General features: G+C 72.5%; 18 protein-coding genes. 11 read left to right on the forward strand and 7 right to left on the reverse strand.

Annotation, left to right across the window (positions count from 1 at the left end):
* Nucleotides 1-94 precede the first annotated feature (94 nt).
* The 3 genes from KG102_RS00695 to KG102_RS00705 are packed head-to-tail and all read left to right on the forward strand — an operon-like array spanning nt 95 to nt 2603.
* A complete protein-coding gene (locus tag KG102_RS00695; protein WP_208210417.1) occupies nt 95-1201 on the forward strand; it encodes a Gfo/Idh/MocA family protein in 1107 nt (368 codons plus the stop codon).
* 38 nt (nt 1202-1239) lie between these two features.
* Nucleotides 1240-2226: a TIGR03557 family F420-dependent LLM class oxidoreductase gene (locus tag KG102_RS00700; RefSeq protein ID WP_208289719.1), complete on the forward strand. Its 987-nt coding sequence runs from the start codon at nt 1240-1242 to the stop codon at nt 2224-2226.
* Between the two features lie 11 nt (nt 2227-2237).
* The gene (locus KG102_RS00705) at nt 2238-2603 is read left to right on the forward strand and encodes a hypothetical protein (protein ID WP_208289718.1); all 366 of its coding nucleotides are present in this window, start codon (nt 2238-2240) and stop codon (nt 2601-2603) included.
* Nucleotides 2604-2692: 89 nt separating this feature from the next.
* Here the strand turns inward: KG102_RS00705 and KG102_RS00710 are convergent, their stop codons facing one another.
* Both KG102_RS00710 and KG102_RS00715 read right to left on the reverse strand, forming a co-directional pair.
* On the reverse strand, nt 2693-3346 hold the full coding sequence (locus KG102_RS00710) for a response regulator (protein WP_256440396.1): 654 nt from the start codon (nt 3344-3346) through the stop codon (nt 2693-2695).
* The gene (locus KG102_RS00715; protein ID WP_208289717.1) at nt 3343-4554 is read right to left on the reverse strand and encodes a sensor histidine kinase; all 1212 of its coding nucleotides are present in this window, start codon (nt 4552-4554) and stop codon (nt 3343-3345) included. The genes KG102_RS00710 and KG102_RS00715 overlap by 4 nt, the downstream gene beginning before the upstream one ends.
* Nucleotides 4555-4662: 108 nt before the next feature.
* Here KG102_RS00715 and KG102_RS00720 point away from each other — a divergent pair, with 108 nt between their 5' ends.
* A complete protein-coding gene (locus KG102_RS00720; protein WP_208210406.1) occupies nt 4663-5241 on the forward strand; it encodes a hypothetical protein in 579 nt (192 codons plus the stop codon).
* On the opposite strand, the gene KG102_RS00725 is transcribed toward KG102_RS00720, so the two are convergent.
* The gene (locus KG102_RS00725) at nt 5228-5638 is read right to left on the reverse strand and encodes an ATP-binding protein (RefSeq protein WP_208210405.1); all 411 of its coding nucleotides are present in this window, start codon (nt 5636-5638) and stop codon (nt 5228-5230) included. The genes KG102_RS00720 and KG102_RS00725 overlap by 14 nt on opposite strands.
* 147 nt (nt 5639-5785) lie before the next feature.
* Here KG102_RS00725 and KG102_RS00730 point away from each other — a divergent pair, with 147 nt between their 5' ends.
* The 7 genes from KG102_RS00730 (at nt 5786) to pflA (ending at nt 15144) form a co-directional block, all read left to right on the forward strand.
* A complete protein-coding gene (locus tag KG102_RS00730; protein ID WP_208210403.1) occupies nt 5786-6871 on the forward strand; it encodes a VIT1/CCC1 transporter family protein in 1086 nt (361 codons plus the stop codon).
* Nucleotides 6872-6931: 60 nt separating this feature from the next.
* Nucleotides 6932-7759, forward strand: a complete 828-nt coding sequence (locus KG102_RS00735; RefSeq protein WP_208289716.1) for an ABC transporter ATP-binding protein — start codon at nt 6932-6934, stop codon at nt 7757-7759.
* A gap of 33 nt (nt 7760-7792) precedes the next feature.
* Nucleotides 7793-8773 (forward strand): ABC transporter substrate-binding protein, encoded by a 981-nt coding sequence (locus tag KG102_RS00740; RefSeq protein ID WP_208289715.1) that lies wholly within the window; start codon nt 7793-7795, stop codon nt 8771-8773.
* Between the two features lie 28 nt (nt 8774-8801).
* Nucleotides 8802-10919: an iron ABC transporter permease gene (locus KG102_RS00745; RefSeq protein ID WP_208289714.1), complete on the forward strand. Its 2118-nt coding sequence runs from the start codon at nt 8802-8804 to the stop codon at nt 10917-10919.
* Between the two features lie 86 nt (nt 10920-11005).
* Nucleotides 11006-11908 (forward strand): siderophore-interacting protein, encoded by a 903-nt coding sequence (locus KG102_RS00750; RefSeq protein WP_208211163.1) that lies wholly within the window; start codon nt 11006-11008, stop codon nt 11906-11908.
* A gap of 112 nt (nt 11909-12020) precedes the next feature.
* On the forward strand, nt 12021-14255 hold the full coding sequence (pflB, locus tag KG102_RS00755) for a formate C-acetyltransferase (protein WP_208289713.1): 2235 nt from the start codon (nt 12021-12023) through the stop codon (nt 14253-14255).
* Nucleotides 14256-14259: 4 nt separating this feature from the next.
* Nucleotides 14260-15144 (forward strand): pyruvate formate-lyase-activating protein, encoded by an 885-nt coding sequence (pflA, locus tag KG102_RS00760; RefSeq protein WP_208289712.1) that lies wholly within the window; start codon nt 14260-14262, stop codon nt 15142-15144.
* Nucleotides 15145-15154: 10 nt separating this feature from the next.
* Here the strand turns inward: pflA and KG102_RS00765 are convergent, their stop codons facing one another.
* From KG102_RS00765 to KG102_RS00780, 4 genes are all read right to left on the reverse strand, one after another.
* On the reverse strand, nt 15155-16087 hold the full coding sequence (locus KG102_RS00765) for an aldose 1-epimerase family protein (protein ID WP_208289711.1): 933 nt from the start codon (nt 16085-16087) through the stop codon (nt 15155-15157).
* Nucleotides 16084-17106 carry an ABC transporter permease gene (locus tag KG102_RS00770; protein WP_208210385.1) on the reverse strand — a complete coding sequence of 341 codons (1023 nt, stop codon included), beginning with the start codon at nt 17104-17106 and terminating at the stop codon, nt 16084-16086. Before KG102_RS00770 ends, KG102_RS00765 begins: the two co-directional genes overlap by 4 nt.
* Nucleotides 17103-18650, reverse strand: a complete 1548-nt coding sequence (locus KG102_RS00775; RefSeq protein ID WP_208210384.1) for a sugar ABC transporter ATP-binding protein — start codon at nt 18648-18650, stop codon at nt 17103-17105. Before KG102_RS00775 ends, KG102_RS00770 begins: the two co-directional genes overlap by 4 nt.
* Nucleotides 18651-18721: 71 nt before the next feature.
* Nucleotides 18722-19759, reverse strand: a complete 1038-nt coding sequence (locus tag KG102_RS00780; protein ID WP_208289710.1) for a substrate-binding domain-containing protein — start codon at nt 19757-19759, stop codon at nt 18722-18724.
* Nucleotides 19760-19779: the final 20 nt, after the last annotated feature.

Here is a 19779-nt window from a genome sequence, read left to right on the forward strand (position 1 = left end):
CGTGCGAGGACGTCGGCGTGCCCGGGCGCAACGATGTCCGCATGCCGTGGTTACGCTCGGTCGATTCGCCCGACGACGATGACGAGGACGGTTCATGAGCCAGCACGCACCCATCAGGTTCGGCGTGGTCGGCAGCGGCTGGCGGGCGGAGTTCTTCGTCCGCATGGCACGGCTGATGCCCGAGCGGTTCCAGTGCGTCGGCGTGGTGACGCGCGCGGCGGAGCGCGGTGCGCAGGTGGAGCGCGAGTGGGGCGTGCCGACGGTCCGCACCATCGAGGAGCTGGTCACCGCCGTCGGACCGACCACGGACCGCCCGGAGTTCGTCGTCGTCTCCGTCCCGTGGCCCGTGACGCCCGAGGCGACCGCAGAGCTGGTGGCGCTCGGCATCCCGGTGCTGGCCGAGACCCCGCCGGCGCCCGACGTGGATGGTCTGCGCGAGCTGTGGGCCGAGGTCGGCGCGACCGGGCTCGTGCAGGTGGCCGAGCACAGCCTGTCGATGCCGTCGCACGCGGCGCGGATCGCGGTGGTCGACCACGGCCTGATCGGGACGCCCACGAGCGTGCAGGTCTCCTCGACGCACCTGTACCACGCGGTGGGGCTCATGCGCCGGCTGCTCGGGGCCGGACGCGGTGACGTCGACGTGCGTGCCTCGGTGTTCACGGCCCCGCTCGTCGGCCCCCGCGGACGCGACGGCTGGACCGGCGCGACCGAGGCGGTGGACGCCTGGAACATCCTCGCGACGCTGGACTTCGGCCACGGCCGCAGCGCGCTCTACGACTTCACCGACAACCAGTGGCACAACCCGCTGCGCACCAACCGCATCGTCATCCGTGGCTCGCACGGCGAGATCGTCGACGACACGGTGACGCGCTGGGTGGACGAGCGCACGGTCCTCAGCTCGCCGATCGTGCGTCGGGTCAGCGGGATCGAGCAGAACCTGGACGGGTTCGACCTGGAGCACCTGAGCCACGACGGACGGGTCGTGTACCGGAACCGGTTCGAGGGGGCGCGGCTGGCCGACGACGACATCGCCGTCGCGTCGTTGATCGACGCCATGGGCTCCTGGGTGCGCGGCGACGGCCCGCCGCCGTACCCGCTCGCGGACGGCTGCCAGGACCACCTGCTGGGCCTCGCGATCGAGGAGGCGGGCCGCACCGGCGCGACGGTCCGCGCGGCACGGGAGGCCTGGGCGGACGCGTAGCGGATGCGGACTGGCGTCACCGGTGTAACGGTCTGTCCGTGACCCGTTTCGGCTACACCCTCATGACCGAGCAGTCCGGACCGAAGGACCTGGTCCGGTACGCGATCGCCGCCGAGCGCCTCGGGTTCGACTTCGAGGTGTCCAGCGACCACTACTTCCCCTGGCTCGACGCCCAGGGTCATGCGCCGCACGCGTGGACGCTGCTGGGTGCCGTCGCCCAGGCGACCGAGCGCGTGGAGCTCATGACCTACGTGACCTGCCCGACCATCCGGTACCACCCAGCCGTCGTCGCGCAGAAGGCCGCGACGCTCGGGGTGCTCTCCGACGGTCGGTTCCAGCTCAACGTCGGCGCGGGGGAGAACCTCAACGAGCACGTCGTCGGTGAGCGCTGGCCCGCGGTCGCGGAGCGTCACGACATGCTCGAGGAGGCCGTCGAGATCATCCGCGAGCTGCTCACCGGCGACCGCGTGAACTACACGGGCGACTTCTTCCAGGTGGACTCCGCCAAGGTGTGGGACCTGCCCGACGAGCCGATCCAGATCGGTGCGGCGATCTCCGGCCCGGCCTCGATCCAGCGGTTCTCCCAGCTGGTGGACCACCTGGTGGCCGTCGAGCCCGACGCCGACGCGATCCAGGCCTGGGACGACGCGCGCGGCCACGCGCTGCCGGTGTCGCGCAAGATCGGCCAGATCCCGATCAGCTGGGACCCCGACGAGGACGCCGCGATCGCCCGGGCGCACGAGCAGTTCCGCTGGTTCGCGGGCGGCTGGAAGGTCAACGCCGACCTGCCGACGACGGAGGCGTTCGAGGCCGCGAGCCAGTTCGTGCGACCCGAGGACGTCGCCGACCAGATCCCCTGCGGGCCGGACCTGGACGCCGTCGTCGAGGCGGTCTCCGCGTACTGGGAGGCGGGGTTCACCGACATCGCGCTCGTGCAGGTCGGCGACGAGCGCCAGGAGGAGTTCCTGTCGACGGCCGCCGGTCCGCTGCTCGAGAAGCTCCGCGCCGCAGCACCCAGCGACTGAGAGGACCGCACATGGCTGTCACCGCATTCGGCGACCTCCCGCTCGCCGACCGCGACCGCGAGTGGGACGGCGCCGCCGCCGAGAAGCGCGTCCGCGCCTGGGCCGGGGCGCAGGACGAGCCGAACGAGAAGTACCGGGACGCGCACGTCTGGTACGACGCCGACTCGAAGGACAACTTCACCGCGTACAAGCTGCTCATCGCCGATGTCGTCGACGGGAAGCTGACGGCGGTCCCGCGCGGGGTCTTCGCTGCCGCCGCCGTGATGCAGGGCTCGCGCGGCGGGGTCGACGTCCCGGACAAGGACCGGATGCGCATCAAGAGCCACCTGGCGAAGTACTACACGAAGCTCGACGACACCCCTCCCTGGGAGGACTGAGCCGCGGTAGGGCGCAGGGCGCGACAACGCGAAGACATCGTCCTGCCGGGCAGGACCAAGTCTTCGCGTTGAGCCGCAGAAGCCGGGGATCAGTCCCGGACCACGCCCGCGTCGACCGCCAGCAGGGCTGCCTGCAGGCGCGAGTCGCAGCCGAGCTTGGCGAGCACGCGCGTGACGTGCGTCTTCGTCGTGGCCTCCGTGATGTCCAGCGCCCGGCCGATCTCGGCGTTCGACATCCCGGCGCCCAGGCAGGCGAGCACGTCGCGCTCGCGGGGGGTGAGCTCGTCGAGCCCGGCCGTGGGCGCGCGTGGCCTCACCTGCGCGGCGACGAGGTCGGCGAGCAGGCGGCGGGTCACCTCGGGGGCCAGCACGCCGTCCCCGGCGGCGACGCGCCGGACGGCGTCGACCAGCTCGGCGGCCCCGACGGTCTTGAGCAGGAACCCGACGGCGCCGGCCGCCAGCACGCCACGCACGTACTCGTCGAGGTCGAAGGTGGTCAGGGCGAGCACGTCGGCGAGGCCCTCGGAGACGATCGCCCGGGTGGCCTCGATGCCGTCCATGCCGGGCATCCGGATGTCCATGAGCACCACGTCGGGCCGCAGCGCGCGGGCGTTCGCCACGGCCACGGCGCCGTCGGACGCCTCGCCCACCACGGTGATCCCGTCGGCGCTCTCGAGCATGAGCCGCAGGCCCGCCCGGATGGCGCCGTGGTCGTCGGCCAGCAGGACTCGCACGTCGGTCACGAGACCACCTTCGGCAACGTGGCCCGCACGACCCACCGGCCGTCCGACGGTCCGGCGGCGAGCGTCCCGCCCAGCGCCTCGGCACGCTCCCGCATGACGAGCAGGCCGGTGGCGGCGCTCAGCGGAGGGGTGGCACGGGACGGCTTCAGGGCGTTGGTCACGACGACCTCCACACGCTCCTGCCCGCCCACGGCGATCTCCACCGGGGCTCCCGGGGCGTGCCGGGCGGCGTTGGTCAGCGACTCCTGCACGATCCGGAAGGCGGCGTGGTCGGTCGCGGCCGGCAGGGGGGTCGGGGCGGTGCCGACCACCGCGACCTCCTGCCCGGTGGACCGCGCGGCGGCGACCAGGGCGTCGAGGCGGGCCAGGCCGGCGGGCGCCGTGACGGGGTCGGGCCGGCCGCGCAGCACCAGGATCATCGAGCGCATCTCCGACAGCGCGTCCAGCGCACCTGCGCGGACGGTGCGCAGGGTGGCCCGGTCGCGTTCGGTGTCGGCCGGCGCGGACAGGGTGGCCGCGGTGTGGATCGCGACCGCCGACAGGTGCCCCGCGACGACGTCGTGCAGGTCCCGTGCCATCCGCGCCCGCTCCTCGCGGATCGCCGACTCCAGATCGAGCTCGGCGATGCGGATCGCGTCGGCGGCCACCTCGCGAGCCAGGTCGGCACGCTCCCGCTCCAGGTCGGCGCGCCGGCTCTCGAGCTCCGCCAGCTCGGTGCGCTGCCGCACGTCCGAGGCCCACCACAGGGGCGTGCCGTACAGCGCGACCGCCTGCAGGAACAGCACCACGGCATCCCGGAGCGCGCCCCCGGCCACGACGAGGGCGACCGGCCCACCGACGCTGACGATCGCCACCACCCAGATGATCCGGCGCCGCACGACCGGGCCGGTGACCAGAGCAGCGGTGTACAGGGCGTCGAACAGCACGACGAAGATCGCGATGCCGCCGCCGAGGTACCCGTCGACCGCGGAGAGCACCGCCACGACGACCACGGTCAGCACGGGGTGCTTCCGCTTGGCCAGGAGCATCGACGCCGACGCCACCAGGATCAGCAGGTGCCACCAGACGGCGTAGCGGTCGATCGCGGTTCCGGTGAGGGTCGCGGGCGGGTTACCGGACAGGCCCAGCATCGCCAGGACGACGCCGAGCAGGACCAGCGAGGCGGCGACCACGCGGTCGTCCTGCATCGCGGCGCGCAGTCGTCCCATCCCGTCATCCCAGCACACCGTCGAGGCGCCGAGGTCGTCCGAAGGAGGTACGCGCTGGTGCGGCCAACGCCCGACGTGCCCGTGCGCGGACGCACCGAGGCTGGACGCATGATCGACGCCATCACGCAGAACCCCGTCGCCGCCCTGGTCGTCGCGTGCGAGGTCGCCTTCTGGGTGTTCCTCGCCGCCGCCGTCGTCGCGCGGTACGCCCTTCACCTGCGCCGGACCTCCACGGTCCTCCTGCTGTGCGAGCCGCTGCTGGAGGTCATCCTGCTCGTCGCCACCGTCGGGGACCTGCTGCGTGGTGCCGAGCCCACGTGGACGCACGGCCTGGCGGCCCTGTACCTGGGCTTCACGGTCGGCTTCGGCAAGCTCACCGTGCACACGGTCGACGCCTGGGTCGCCCACCGCTTCGCGGGCGGGCCGGCGCCGGAGCCGCGCCCGCGCACGGGTGCCGCGTCGCGCAGCTACGAGTGGCGGCTGTGGGGCCGGGTGGTTGTCGCGTGGGGGGTGGCCTGCGGCGTGCTGGCCGTGCTCATGCTCATCGCGACGGAGCCGGAGCAGCGCGAGGTCCTGCTGGGGTGGGCTGGCCGCGCGTCGATCGTGCTCGTGGGCTGGCTCGTGTCCGGGCCCCTCTGGCAGGAGATCTCGTCACGAGGACGCGCCGAGAGCGTCAGCTCTCGCTGACCCGGCGGACCTCGTCGACGTCCGCGTGGCGCATCTCGAACCAGACCGCCTTGGCCGCCTCGCCCTCCTCCTCGCACGTGCCCCAGCTGCTGGCCAGACGGTCGATGAACATCACGCCGCGACCGCCGAGGGCGGTGGCCGGGGGGTCGCGCACCACAGGCACCTCACGGGCGCCGTCGGTGACCTCGACGCGAGTCCGCTCGTCGTCGACGTGCACGCGCAGCACCACGGGCGGGTCGGCGTGCGCGACGGCGTTGGTCACGAGCTCGCTCACCAGCAGGACCAGCAGGTCGAGGTGGCCGTCGTCGACTCCCGCCTCGGCGAGGCGGTCGCGGGCCCAGTGGCGCGCAGGCGCTATCGCGGAGAGTGCGGGCGATACGGCCGTCTCGGCATACATCGGTGGCCTTCCGGTGGGCGAAGCGGGAACGACGAAGACCTGGGGCTTCCCTCGGCGTCAGCCACGGTTCTGCACAACGGGCGATTCGGCAACCTGAACACGCGTCTTGGGCACAAGTTCGTGCTGAGCGGCTGGGACGATGGGGGCGTGCAGACCACACCGAGCGCGCGCCACACCCCGTCGCGGAGCCAGGTCCGTCGGTGGCGGCAGTACCTCGCCGACGAGCGGGCCGAGGGTGACGTCTACCGCGACATCGCGTCCCGGCGCACCGGGGAGGAGCGCGAGATCCTGCTCGCGCTCGCCGAGGCCGAGCGCCGGCACGAGCAGCACTGGCTGGACCTGCTGGGCGACGATGTCGGCCGGCCGCGCAGCGGAGACCTGCGGACCCGCCTCCTGGGCGCGCTCGCCCGACGGTTCGGGTCGGTCTTCGTCCTCGCCCTGGCGCAGCGCGCGGAGGCGCGGTCCGGGTACGACGACGACGCCGATGCGACGGCGTCGATGGCGGCCGACGAGGCCATCCACGAGGAGGTCGTCCGCGGCCTGGCCACCCGGGGGCGCAACCGGATCTCGGGGACGTTCCGCGCCGCCGTGTTCGGTGCCAACGACGGGCTGGTCAGCAACCTCGCGCTGGTCCTCGGCATCGGGGCGAGCGGCGCGTCCAACGCCACCGTGCTGCTCACCGGGCTGGCCGGGCTGCTGGCAGGCGCGCTGTCGATGGGTGCCGGGGAGTACGTGTCGGTGCGCTCGCAGCGCGAGCTGCTCGAGGCGTCCCGGCCCGGTCCGGCCGCCCGGGCGGCCCTGCCGTACCTGGACGTGGACGCCAACGAGCTGGCCCTCGTCTACCGGGCGCGCGGCATGGATGCCCGGGCGGCGCAGGCCCACGCCGACGAGGTGCTCGGCTCGCTGGGCGACCCCGACGCCGTGCACGAGGCGGAGGCCGTCGACGAGCACGAGTCCGTCGGTACCGCGTTCGGCGCGGCGGCCGCCAGCTTCTGCTTCTTCGCGTCCGGTGCGGCGATCCCCGTCCTGCCGTACCTGCTCGGTGCCGAGGGCCTGACGGCCGTGGCGTGGGCGTCGGGGTTGGTGGGCCTCGCGCTGCTGGCCACGGGGGCGACGGTCGGGGTGCTGTCGGGCGGGTCGCCGGCCAAGCGTGCCCTGCGTCAGCTGGCCATCGGCTACGGCGCCGCCGGTGCCACCTACCTGCTCGGCCTCGCCTTCGGGGCGACCGTGTGACGTTCGTCATTCAAGACGAGCATTGCCAACCCTTACTTAGTAGAGGCTAACCTCACCAGTGTGACCTCCTGCGAGCGCGACGCCCTGCGCGGCGACGACCTCACCCTCGGCTACCACGGCACCGTCGTCGTGACGTCGGCGGGCCTGCGGCTGCAACCGGGCCAGGTCACCGCGCTCATCGGCCCCAACGGGTCCGGCAAGTCGACCCTGCTGCGTGCGCTCGCCCGGCTGCACACCCCCACGTCGGGGTACGTCAGCCTGCCCGACGTCCCGGACGTCCACACCCTGTCCGCCAAGGACTTCGCCTGCCGGGTGACGCTGCTGTCGCAGTCGCGGCCGACCCCGTCGGGCGTCAGCGTGCGGGACGTCGTCGGCTACGGCCGGCACCCGTACCGCGGCCGGTGGCGGCAGAACGACGCCGACGGTCCGCGCGCGATCGCCTGGGCCATGCGGGTCACCGGCGTCGAGACGATGGCCGAGCGCGGGGTCGACGAGCTGTCCGGCGGCGAGCTGCAGCGCGTCTGGCTCGCCACGTGCCTCGCCCAGGACACCCGGGTGCTCCTGCTCGACGAGCCCACCACCTACCTCGACCTGCGCTACCAGGTGGAGATCCTCGACCTGGTGCGCGACCTGGCCGACGACCACGGCGTGGCCGTCGGCGTCGTGCTGCACGACCTCGACCAGGCCGCCTCCGTCGCCGACCACGTGGTGCTGCTGCGCCGCGGCGAGGTGGTCGGGTCCGGCACGCCGCACGAGGTGCTCACCGCCGAGGCGCTCTCGCAGACCTACGGCATCCGGATCGACGTGCAGCACGACGAGGCCACCGGTCGTGTGCACACCCGCCCCGTCGGCAAGCACACGCACCGCGCCCACCTGACCACCGTCTAGACCCCACGCTCACCGACCTCTGAGGACACCCCTGTGCGCAAGACAGCCCTTCCCGCCCTCCTGGCCGCAGCCGCGCTGCTGCTGACGGCCTGCGGCACCACCGAGGACGCCGCCGAGGCGGCCCCCGCGGACACCGCAGCCGCCGGCGGGCCGATCACGATCACGGACGACCGCGGCACCGTCGAGCTCGACGCACCCGCCACCAAGGTCGTCTCCCTGGAGTGGGGCCTGACGGAGAACCTGCTCACGCTCGGGATCACCCCGGTCGGGGCCGCCGACGTCAAGGGCTACAACACGTGGGACACGTCCGTGCCGCTCGACGAGTCGACGCCCGACGTCGGCTTCCGCGGCGAGCCGTCGCTGGACGCCATCTCCGCCCTCGAGCCGGACCTCGTGGTCACCACCACTGACCTGCCGGCCGAGGTCATCGAGCAGATCGAGGCCGAGTACCCGGTCATCGCACTGCGCGGCTCGGACGCGTCCGACCCGATCGGCAAGATGCGCAGCACGATCGAGATCCTGGGCGAGGCCACCGGCACGTCCGACGCCGCGCAGGCCGCGCTCGACGAGTTCGACGCCAAGGTCGAGGACGCCAAGGGACAGCTGGACGAGGCCGGCGTCGCCGGTGCCTCCTTCACGATGGCCGACGGCTGGCTCTCGGACGGCGCCGTGTCCATCCGCATGTACACGCCCGGCTCCTTCCTCGGCGCCGTCGCCGACGAGATCGGCCTGACGAACGCGTGGACCGGCGAGGGCGACCCCGACTACGGCCTGGCCCAGACCGACGTCGAGGGCTTGACCGAGCTCGGCGACGTCCACTTCCTCTACGTGGGCAACGACACCGAGGGTGGCGACCCGTTCAAGGACGGCCTGACCGGCAACGCGATCTGGGAGCAGCTGCCGTTCGTCGTCGCGGGCAAGACCACGCGCCTGCCCGACGGCATCTGGATGTTCGGCGGCCCGGAGTCGGCGGCCGTGTTCATCGACGCCACCGTCGCCGCCCTGACGGCCTGACGGTCGAGCCGGCGGGGAGCGCGCACGCATGAGTGTGGTCGCAGAGGCGGGGTCCGCAGCGCTCGGCGCAGCGGACCCCGCCGCCCCGCCGGAGCGGGGGCGCAGCGCGCGGCCCGGCCGGATCGTGGCGGTGTTCCTCGCCGCGATCGTCGGCGTGGCCGTGCTCGCGGTCGTCGACCTGACGCTCGGCACCTCGCACGTCGGCGTACGGGACCTGCTCGGCCTGCTCACCGGGTCGGGGGACGACGAGGCGCTGGCCGTGCTCGTCGCCTCGCGCGCCCCGCGGGTGCTGGCCGCACTGGTGGTCGGTGCGGCCCTGGGGCTGTCCGGCAGCGCCCTGCAGTCGGTCGCGCGCAACCCCCTGGCCTCGCCCGACACGCTCGCGGTCAACGCGGGCGCGTACTTCACCGTCGTGCTCGCGGCGGTCACCGGGCTCGCCCTGCCGTTCGCGGTCAACGGCGTGCTCGCGTTCGTCGGCGGCCTCGCGGCCGCGTCGCTCGTGCTCGCCATCGCCCGCGGCGGTGCGGAGGGGCCCACCCGGCTGGTCCTCGCGGGCTCGGCCACGATGCTCGCCCTGTCGTCGCTCACGATCCTGCTGATGCTGCTGTTCGAGCAGGAGACGATGGGGATGTTCGCGTGGGGCGAGGGCTCGATCGTGCAGTCGGGCACCGCCAAGGTGGCCCAGGCGGCGCCGGTGCTGCTGCTCGCCGGGGCCGCGCTCGTGATCTGGTCGCGCCGGCTCGACGTGCTCGCGCTCGGCGACGACACGGCGTCCGTGCTCGGCCTGGACGTCAAGCGCACGCGCATCGTCACGGTCCTGCTGGCCGTGCTGCTCGCCGCGCTCGCGGTCACCGTCGCGGGGCCGATCGGGTTCGTCGGGCTCACCGCGCCGGTCATCGCGCGACTGGTCGCGGGACGCGTCCCGGGCCTCTCGCGGCACCGGCTGCTGCTTCCGCTGGCCGCGCTGGCCGGCTGCGTCGTCGTGCTCGCCGCCGACGTCCTGCTGCGGCTGGCCGTGCCCGGGGTCGCCGGTGTCGCGATCCCCACCGGCATCGTCACCACCTTGTTCGGCGCCTCGGTGATGGTCTGGCTGGCCCGGCGGCTGCGGGACTCGGGCCCCGCGCGCAGCACCGCGTCCGTCGGTGCCCACCCGGCGACGCGGAGCCGGACGGCGCTGGTCATCGGCGTGCTCGTCGCGGCCGTCGTCGCCGCGCTCGTCGCCGGCTTCCTGCTGGGCGACCGCCTGCTGCTCCTCGGCGACGTGACCAACTGGTTCGCCGGGGCGAGCGGGCGCCAGGTGACGTTCGTGCTGGACCAGCGCACGCCGCGGGTGCTCGCCGCGGTGCTCGCCGGTGCCGCGCTGGGCCTGGCGGGCACCACGGTGCAGGCCGTCGCGCGCAACCCCCTCGCCGAGCCCAGCCTGCTCGGCATCACCGGTGGGGCCGGGGTCGGTGCCGTGCTGGCGATCGCGCTGTTCCCCGGTACCGGCTTCTGGGTCGTGTCGCTCGGCGCGGCCGTCGGCGCCCTGAGCACGTTCGCGCTCGTCTACACGCTGGCCAACCGCCGCGGTCTGAGCTCGGACCGGCTGGTCCTGGTCGGCATCGGCGTCTCGGCCGTCGCGACGTCGCTCATCACCCTGCTCGTCCTGCTGACCAACCCCTGGAACACCACGATGGCGCTCACGTGGCTGTCGGGCTCGACGTACGGGCGCACGGCCACGCAGGTGTGGCCGGTGGTGATCGCGCTGCTCGTGCTGGTCCCGCTGCTGGTCCGCTGGCGCCGCGACCTGGACGTGCTGGCCGTGGACGACGACGTGGCCCGCGTGCTCGGCGTCCAGCTGGAGCGCACCCGGCTGGGGCTGCTGGTCGCGACCGCCCTGCTGACGGCGGCGGCGGTCTCGGCGATCGGCGTCGTCGGGTTCGTGGGCCTCGTCGCGCCGCACCTGGCCCGCTCGCTCGTCGGCTCGTCCCACACGCGGGTCATCCCCGTGGCGGCGCTGCTGGGCGCGCTGCTGGTCAGCGTCGCGGACACCCTGGGGCGCTCCGTCATCGCGCCGGCACAGATCCCCGCGGGCCTGCTGACCGCCATGATCGGCGCCCCGTACTTCATCTACCTGTTGTGGCGGACGCGAAGGAGCGCACTGTGACGAACACCGTGGTGAGGGTTGCCTCACCTTCCTCTACTGTGGGCGACGTGACAGTCACCGTGGAGGCCCCGGCAACGCCCTTCCGCATGTTCGCGGTGCAGGTCGCCGCCGTGCAGACCGTGTGCCCGAGCGTGCTGCGCGTGACGTTCACGGGCGACGACCTGGACCGCTTCGCGGACAACGGGTTCGACCAGCGGATCAAGTTCTTCCTCCCCCTGGCGCACGCGTCCTACGACGAGCTGCTCAGCCTCCAGGGCAGCGACGACTGGTACGGCCGCTGGCGCTCGATGCCCGACGACCGGCGCCACCCGATCCGCACCTACACGGCCCGCGGTGTGCGCCAGGAGCGCCGCGAGGTCGACGTCGACATCGTGCTGCACGGCGACCTCGGGCCCGCGTCGCGCTGGGCCCTGAACGCGGTGCCCGGCGACGACCTGGTGATCCTCGGTCCCAATGCCGATGCGACCGGCCCGCACGGCGGGGTCGACTTCATCCCGCCGGCCCACGCGGATCGTCTGCTCATCGCCGGCGACGAGACGGCGCTGCCGGCCATCGCGGGGATCCTCGAGCGGCTGCCCGCCGACGCGCGCGGCGAGGCCCTGATCGAGATGCCGCTGTCGGGCGACCGCCTGTCGCTGGTCGCCCCCGCCGGGGTGACCGTGCGCTGGTACGGCCGCGACGGCCGCGCCCACGGCGAGCTGCTCGTCCCCGCGGTCCAGGCCGCGTGCGCGCGCCTGCTGCCGGGTCAGGCACCGACCCCCGACGTCGTCCTGGAGGACGTCGACGTGGACGCGGGGATGCTGTGGGAGGTCCCGGTCGACGCCGAGGGCCACGCGCTGCGTTCCGACGCCGCGCTGTACGCCTGGCTGGCCGGCGAGGCGGCGGTCATCAAGAGCCTGCGGCGCCACCTGGTCACCGAGTGCGGCGTGGACCGCAAGGCCGTCGCGTTCATGGGGTACTGGCGCGCGGGGCGCTCCGAGGGGAACTGACGCCATCGGTATCCCTCCCGTTCGCTTTCGGAGAACGCGGGTGATCGCCCCTCGATTCATCCCATGACTGCTCGATATCCTTGCCTCCAAGCAAAACCGCGAAGGAGGCGCGATGGTCAGTAGCAAGGCGTGGGAGGGCTTCGTCACCGGACCCTGGTGCGACGGGATCGACGTCCGAGACTTCATCCAGCGGAACTACACGCCGTACACCGGCGACGCCGACTTCCTCGCGGGACCGACCGCGCGGACCACCGGCATCTGGGCGAGGCTCAGCGAGATGTTCCCCGCCGAGCGCGCCAAGGGCGTGTACGACATCGACAACAGGACCCCGTCGACGATCGTGTCGCACCCGGCCGGCTACATCGACAAGGACCAGGAGCTCATCGTCGGCCTGCAGACCGACGCCCCGCTCAAGCGCGCCATGATCCCCAACGGCGGCTGGCGGATGGTCGAGAAGAGCCTCCAGACCTACGGCTACGACGTCGACCCCGACGTCGCCAAGATCTTCACCACGTACCGCAAGACGCACAACCAGGGCGTCTTCGACGTGTACCCGCCGAACGTCCGCGCGGCCCGCTCGTCGCACCTGATCACGGGTCTGCCCGACGCGTACGGCCGCGGCCGGATCATCGGCGACTACCGCCGGGTGCCGCTGTACGGCGTCGACGCCCTGATCGACGCCAAGCGCCTGGAGCGGCACGAGCTCGACATGGAGCGCTCGACCGAGGACGTCATCCGCGACCGTGAGGAGAACGCGGAGCAGATCCGCGCCCTCACCGAGCTCAAGCAGATGGCCGCGTCCTACGGCTACGACATCTCCCGGCCCGCCGAGACCGCCCGCGAGGCCGTCCAGTGGCTGTACTTCGCCTACCTCGGTGCGGTCAAGGAGCAGAACGGCGCCGCGATGTCGCTGGGGCGGACCTCGACGTTCCTCGACATCTACCTGCAGCGCGACCTCGCCTCCGGTGCGATCACCGAGGAGTTCGCCCAGGAGCTCGTCGACGACTTCGTCATCAAGCTGCGCATCGTGCGGTTCCTGCGCACGCCCGAGTACGACGAGCTGTTCTCCGGCGACCCGACCTGGGTCACGGAGACGATCGGTGGCGTGGGCGAGGACGGTCGGCCGCTGGTCACCAGGACCTCGTTCCGGTTCCTGCAGACCCTGTACAACGTGGGCCCGGCCCCCGAGCCGAACCTGACGGTGCTGTGGAGCACGCGCCTGCCCGAGGGCTTCAAGAAGTTCTGCGCGCGGGTGTCCATCGACACCTCGGCGATCCAGTACGAGTCCGACGACCTGATCCGTGAGTCCTGGGGCGACGACGCGGCGATCGCGTGCTGCGTGTCCCCGATGCGGGTGGGCAAGCAGATGCAGTTCTTCGGTGCGCGCGTGAACATCGCCAAGGCCCTGCTGTACGCGATCAACGGCGGGCGCGACGAGATCACCGGCAAGCAGGTCGCCCCGGTCAGCGCCCCGGCCACCGGCGACGTCCTCGACTACGCCGACGTGTCGGCGAAGTACGACACGCTGCTCGACTGGCTGGCCCAGACCTACGTCGACGCGCTCAACTGCGTGCACTACATGCACGACAAGTACGCGTACGAGCGGCTCGAGATGGCCCTGCACGACCGCGACATCCTGCGGACCATGGCGTGCGGGATCGCCGGGCTGTCGGTCGTGGCGGACTCGCTCTCCGCGATCAAGTACGCGACCGTGCGGCCCGTCCGCGACGAGACCGGCCTGGTCGTCGACTACGTCACCGAGGGCGACTTCCCGACGTACGGCAACGACGACGACCGTGCCGACGACATCGCCGTGGAGATCGTCCGGTCGTTCATGGAGAAGGTCCGGGCGCAGAAGACCTACCGCGACGCCCTGCACACGCAGTCCGTGCTGACCATCACGTCGAACGTCGTCTACGGCAAGGCCACCGGCAACACCCCGGACGGCCGCCGCGCGGGCGAGCCGTTCGCGCCGGGCGCCAACCCGATGAACGGGCGGGACACCCACGGCATGCTCGCCTCGGCCCTGTCCGTGGCCAAGCTGCCGTACTCCGAGGCGCAGGACGGCATCTCGCTCACCTCCACGGTGGTGCCCTCAGGGCTCGGCCGCACGCGTGAGGAGCAGGTCGCGAACCTGGTGGGCCTCCTGGACGCCTACAACGTGTCCTCCGGGTACCACCTGAACGTCAACGTGCTGAACCGGGACACCCTCGAGGACGCCATGGAGCACCCCGAGAAGTACCCGCAGCTCACCATCCGCGTGTCGGGCTACGCCGTGAACTTCGTGCGGCTCACCCGTGAGCAGCAGCTCGACGTGCTGTCCCGCACGTTCCACGCCGGAGTGTGAGCCGATGACCAGCACGCTGACGGCGACCGCCGAGGGAGCCCCGGTGGTGGAGCTCGACCGGCCGCTGGTCGGCGGGTCCCACCACCGGTCGTCGGCAGGCACGGCAGGCCTGGACGCCAGCGACGCCGAGCGCAGCGAGAAGCTCGCCGCGATGCGGGCCGGCGAGCTCGGGTCGGTGCACTCCTGGGAGCTCGTCACCGCGGTGGACGGCCCCGGGACCCGGCTCACGGCGTTCCTGGCGGGCTGCCCGCTGCGCTGCCTGTACTGCCACAACCCCGACACCATGGAGATGCGCCGCGGCGAGCCCGTGTCGGCCGACGAGCTCCTGCGCCGCGTCGCGCGGTACCGGCGCATCTTCGAGGCGACCGGCGGCGGGCTGACCCTCTCCGGCGGAGAGCCGCTCATGCAGCCGGCGTTCGTCGCCCGCGTGCTGCGCGGGGCCAAGGAGCTCGGCGTCCACACCGCGATCGACACGTCCGGCTACCTCGGCGCGCACTGCTCGGACGAGATGCTGGCGGACATCGACCTGGTGCTGCTCGACGTGAAGTCGGGCCTGCCCGAGACGTACCGGAGAACGACCGGCCGCGACCTGCAGCCGACGCTCGACTTCGGGCGCCGGCTCGCGGCGAGCGGCACCGAGATCTGGGTGCGGTTCGTGCTGGTGCCCGGGCTGACCGACGCCCCGGAGAACGTCGACGCCGTCGCGGACTACGTGGCGACGCTGCCGACGGTCAGCCGGGTCGAGGTGCTCCCGTTCCACCAGATGGGTCGCGACAAGTGGACGACGCTCGGGCTGCGGTACGAGCTCGAGGACACCCAGCCGCCGACTCCGGAGCTCGTCGCCCGCGTGCGCCAGCAGTTCCGCGACCGCGGGCTCACGGTGCACTGAGGGGGCACGCCTACCAGGCCAGTGCGCGCAGGCCCCAGCTGAGGTCCCAGGACTGGCCGGCGGCGAGCCAGCGCAGGCCGCGACCGGAGTTGAGGGCATCGGGTGCCGCCGTCATCGGCTCGACCGCGATGGCCGTCGTGCGCTGCCCCTGCTGCGGGAACCTGTCCGTGACGTAGACCTGCACGTGGCCGAACGACCGGTCCGTCCACACCTCGACCGCGCGACCGTCGGGCGCGGCCAGGTAGTGCCGGTGCTCGCCGTCCTGCGCGGTGAGGTCGTGGTAGCAGGTGTTGAGGTCCGACCCGGCGACGAGGCGACCGTCGCGCAGGTCCACGCTCGCGTCGACGGGCTCGTCGCGCACCGGGATCAGGGCGGCGTCGACCGGTAGGTGGCGGTCGGCCAGGACGGCGAGCCGCAGCTCGTCGGCGGGCACGGTGCCCACGCGGACGTACGGGTGCGCGCCCAGCGCGACCGGCGCCGGCGCCGGGGAGAGGTTGCAGATCGTGTGGTCGACGCGCACGCCCGCCTCCTGGGCGGTGTAGGTCGTCGACAGGGCGACCTCGAACGGGTAGCCCGGCCGTGGCTCGACGACGGTCGCGACGGTGACGTTGCGTGCGCTCCTCGAGGTGACCTGGAACGTCGCCTCCCGCACGAACCCGTGGTTGGCGTTGCCGAGCTCGGGTTCGTCGACCTCGAGCTGGTGCTCGATGCCGTCGTGCGCCCAGTGGCCGCCGCGCACGCGGTTGGGCCAGGGGAACAGCAGCGAGCCGGCGCAGTACGGCACGGGTCCGTCGGCGTCGTAGGTGTGCACGAGCGGCTCGCCGTCGACCTCGAGGCTGTGCAGGCCGCCGCCGCGCAGGTCGACCGTGGCGTGGCTCCGGCCATCCGGAGAGGCCAGGTGGACCAGGTGTGCGGTCTGCCTGACCTCCCGGGTGCGGGTCACTTGGGCAGCCCGACCCGTCGCTCGCCGTTGCGCACCTGCTGGATGACGACGGCCGCGACGAGCAGCGTGCCCTGCGCGACGTTCTGCCAGAACGGGTTGACGCCGAGCAGGGACATGCCGTTGAGCAGGATGCCCAGCAGGATCACCGCGAGGATCGTGCCGCCGATCGAGCCCTTGCCGCCGCGCAGCGCGACGCCACCGAGCGCCGCGGCGGTGATCGACTGGAACTCGAGGCCCTCGGAGCCGGAGACCGGCTGGCCGGACCCGGTGCGGGCGGTGATCAGGATGCCCGCGAGGGCGGCGATCGTGCCGGACAGGACGAAGACGCCGAGGATGTACCGGTTGATGTTGACGCCGGACAGCCGCGCCGCGGTGTCGTTGCCGCCGACCGCGTAGATGTTCCGACCCATCCGCGTGTAGGAGAGCATCACGTGGATGAGCGCGGCGACCAGGACCAGGACCCAGATCAGAGTGGGGACGCCGAGCAGGGTCCCGCGTGCCAGGAAGACGTAGAACGAGTCCGCTCCCGTGTAGCCCTGGGCGCGCCCGTTCGAGACCAGCTGGGCGACGCCCTTGTACGCGATGAGGGCGGCCAGGGTGGCGATCATGGGGGTGACCCGGCCGAAGACGACGATGCAGCCGCTGATGAGGCCGCAGACCGCACCGACGGCGAGCGCCGCAGCGATGCTCGCCGGTGCACCGGCGTTCATGAACACCATCGCCGACGTCACGGAGGCCAGGCCGGCGACGGACCCGACGGACAGGTCGATGCCGCCCATGATGATGACGACGGTCTGCACGAGCGCCAGCAGGCCGGAGATCGTCACCGCCATGCCGATGGTCTTGAGGTTCGAGGCCAGGAAGAACGCCGAGTTCTGCGAGCCGATCGCGACGACGAGCACGATGATCGCGGCGACGAGGCTGAGGTTCTGGACGCCGACCGTGCGGACGGCCCGGGCGATGCGGCCCTCGGGTCGTGCGTGCGTGGTCGAGGCCGGCGGTGCCGCGGTGGTGGTCACGGTCGGGCTCCTTCGCTGTTCTGGGGTTCTGCGTTGAGGTGGTCGGCGATGGCCAGCGTGAGGATGCGTTCCTCGGTGGCCTCGCTGTGGTGCAGCTCGCCGGTGACCCGGCCCTCCTGCATGACGATGATCCGGTCGGCCAGACCGAGGACCTCGGGCAGCTCCGAGGAGATGACCAGCACGGCCACACCCTTCGTGGCGAGGTCGTCGATGATCGCGTAGATCTCGGCCTTGGCCCCGACGTCGACGCCGCGGGTGGGCTCGTCGAGGATGAGGACGTCGGTCTCGCGGGCGAGCCAGCGCGCCAGGACGACCTTCTGCTGGTTGCCGCCGGACAGGTTCTGCACCAGCTGCCCCATGGAGGGCGTCCGGATGCGCAGCGCCTCGATGTAGCGCTCGGCCAGCGCGCGCTCCTTGCGCCGGTCGACGACGCCGAACCGGCTGAGGGTGTCGAGCACCGCGAGCGCGATGTTGTCGCGGACCGTGCGGACCATGATCAGCCCGTCGGCCTTGCGCTCCTCGGGTGCCAGCCCGATACCGGCCGCGATCGCCTGGGCGGGACTGGTGAACCGCCGCGGTGTGCCGTGCACCTTGAGGGTCCCGCTCGTGACGGGTCGGTCGCCGGCGATCGCCAGGGCGAGCTCGGTGCGTCCGGCACCCACGAGCCCGGCGAGCGCGACGACCTCGCCGCGCCGCACGGTGAGCGAGACGTCGGTGACGTCCGGCGTGCTGACCGAGTCGAGCTCCAGGAGCACCTCGCCGGGGACCTGGCGGTTGCGTTCGTACATCGCGGACAGGTCGCGGCCGACCATCATCCGCACCACCTCGTTGACGGAGGTCTCGTCGACCCGGCGGCTGCCGATCAGGGCGCCGTCGCGCAGCACCGTCACGGAGTCGGCGATCTCGAAGATCTCGCGCATGCGGTGCGACACGTAGCCGACCGCGCGGCCCTCGTCGCGGAGCCGGGCGATGAGGTCGAAGAGCATGCGCGTCTCGCTGTCGGACAGCGAGGACGTCGGCTCGTCGAAGCAGATGACGGAGGGGTCGTCGATCAGCGCCCGGACGATCTCGACGATCTGGCGCTGCGCGGGGGACAGGTCGATCCCGCGGGTCGCCGGGTGGAGGAACCGCTCGAAGCCGAACCGGGCCAGGTCGGCCGCCGCCCGCTCCTGCAGGGCGCGCTGCGAGACGACGCCGCCCCGGGAGGGGAGCGCGCCGATGTAGATGTTCTCCGCGACGCTGACGAACGGGACGATCTCCGGCTCCTGGGCGATGACCCGGACCCCGGCGGCCCGCGAGTCCAGGGGGCTCGCGAACGAGACGGGCGCGCCGCCGACCTCGATCGTGCCGGCGTCGGGCTGGTAGTCCCCGGTCAGGATCTTCAGGAGCGTGGACTTGCCGGCGCCGTTCTCGCCCATCAGGGCGGTCACCTCGCCGGCGGGCAGGACGAGGTCCACGCCCGTCAGGGCGTGCACGGGTCCGAAGCTCTTGGTGATGCCTCGGGCCACCAGATCGGTCCGCACCGAGGTGGGGGACGGCGTCATTGTGACTCCCTGCTGGGTTGGTGGAGGGGAGCGGGCGGTGGCGTCGTGCGACGCCACCGCCCGCGTTGGGGTCACGTGCAGACGACGCCCTCGGACTCCCAGTTGGTCGCGTCGACCATGTGGGTGTCCGCGATCGTCTCGGCGGGCAGCGGCGTGCCGTCCCGCAGCTCGGCGACCATGGCCTTGACGGCGGCGCTGCCGACGTCGTAGCCGGAGATGAACAGGGCCGCCTTGTTGCCGGTCTCCTGGCCGGCGGCCCAGTCCTTGCAGGTCAGGTACGCGCCCAGGCCCACGCCGATGATGTTCGTCGGTGCGACGCCCTGGTTCTGCAGCGCGGTCACGACACCGGTCTCGGACTCGTCGTTGCAGCCCCAGACGAGCCAGTTCTCCACGTCCTGGTTGGCCGTGAGGACGGCACCGGCCTTGTTCAGCGCGTCGGTCACGGAGTTGTCCGTGCCGAGCTCGATGACCTCGGGCGCGTCAGCGGCACCCTCGGTGAACGACGCGGCCGCACCCTCGAGGCGCTGCACGCAGACCGAGAGGTCGGCCTTGCCGACCGCGATGATCTTCGTGTTCTCGGCGGTCCAGCCGGCCTCGGTGTAGAGCTCGGCCACCTTCTCGCCGATCGAGTTGCCCATGGCGGTGCCGTTGAAGCCGACGAACGGCGCGGCGTTGCCGTCGGCGTCCTCGAGGCCGTCGTCGGACGCGAGGAGCGGGATGCCCGCAGCCTCGGCGGCCGCGATGACCTGCGGGCCGATCGCCTGGTCGGGTGCGACCATCACGATGCCGTCGACACCGCGGGCGATCGCGGCGTCGAGCTCGCTGATCGCCTTGTTCGCGTCGGTGCCCAGGTTGACCACCGTGATCTTCACGTCGCCGAGCTCCTCGGCCGCGGCCTTGGCGCCGTCGGCCTGGTCGACGAAGTACTGCTGGTCGCCCTGCTTCTGCAGGTACACGAGCTCCAGGGCGCCGTCCTTCGCGCCCTGCGAGCTGTCGGCCTGCGGGGTCTCCTCCATGCCGGAGCTGCACGCGGCCAGTCCGAGCACGAGGCCGGTCGCCGCGCCCACGGCGGCGATCCAGCGGCTGTTGCGGGATGTCTTCGTCGTCATCGCCATTCCTTCTGTGGTGG

This window comes from Cellulomonas fengjieae, assembly GCF_018388465.1.
Classification (GTDB): Bacteria; Actinomycetota; Actinomycetes; order Actinomycetales; family Cellulomonadaceae; genus Cellulomonas; species Cellulomonas fengjieae.

Excerpts from the sequence above, each read along its gene's own strand:
- KG102_RS00715 (WP_208289717.1), bottom strand. The coding sequence starts at position 4,554 with ATGGGACGACTGCGCGCCGCGATGCAGGACGACCGCGTGGTCGCCGCC.
- KG102_RS00720 (WP_208210406.1), top strand. The coding sequence starts at position 4,663 with ATGATCGACGCCATCACGCAGAACCCCGTCGCCGCCCTGGTCGTCGCG.
- KG102_RS00780 (WP_208289710.1), bottom strand. The coding sequence starts at position 19,759 with ATGACGACGAAGACATCCCGCAACAGCCGCTGGATCGCCGCCGTGGGC.
- pflA (WP_208289712.1), top strand. The coding sequence starts at position 14,260 with ATGACCAGCACGCTGACGGCGACCGCCGAGGGAGCCCCGGTGGTGGAG.
- KG102_RS00725 (WP_208210405.1), bottom strand. The coding sequence starts at position 5,638 with ATGTATGCCGAGACGGCCGTATCGCCCGCACTCTCCGCGATAGCGCCT.
- KG102_RS00695 (WP_208210417.1), top strand. The coding sequence starts at position 95 with ATGAGCCAGCACGCACCCATCAGGTTCGGCGTGGTCGGCAGCGGCTGG.
- pflB (WP_208289713.1), top strand. The coding sequence starts at position 12,021 with ATGGTCAGTAGCAAGGCGTGGGAGGGCTTCGTCACCGGACCCTGGTGC.
- KG102_RS00745 (WP_208289714.1), top strand. The coding sequence starts at position 8,802 with ATGAGTGTGGTCGCAGAGGCGGGGTCCGCAGCGCTCGGCGCAGCGGAC.
- KG102_RS00705 (WP_208289718.1), top strand. The coding sequence starts at position 2,238 with ATGGCTGTCACCGCATTCGGCGACCTCCCGCTCGCCGACCGCGACCGC.
- KG102_RS00775 (WP_208210384.1), bottom strand. The coding sequence starts at position 18,650 with ATGACGCCGTCCCCCACCTCGGTGCGGACCGATCTGGTGGCCCGAGGC.
- KG102_RS00750 (WP_208211163.1), top strand. The coding sequence starts at position 11,006 with ATGTTCGCGGTGCAGGTCGCCGCCGTGCAGACCGTGTGCCCGAGCGTG.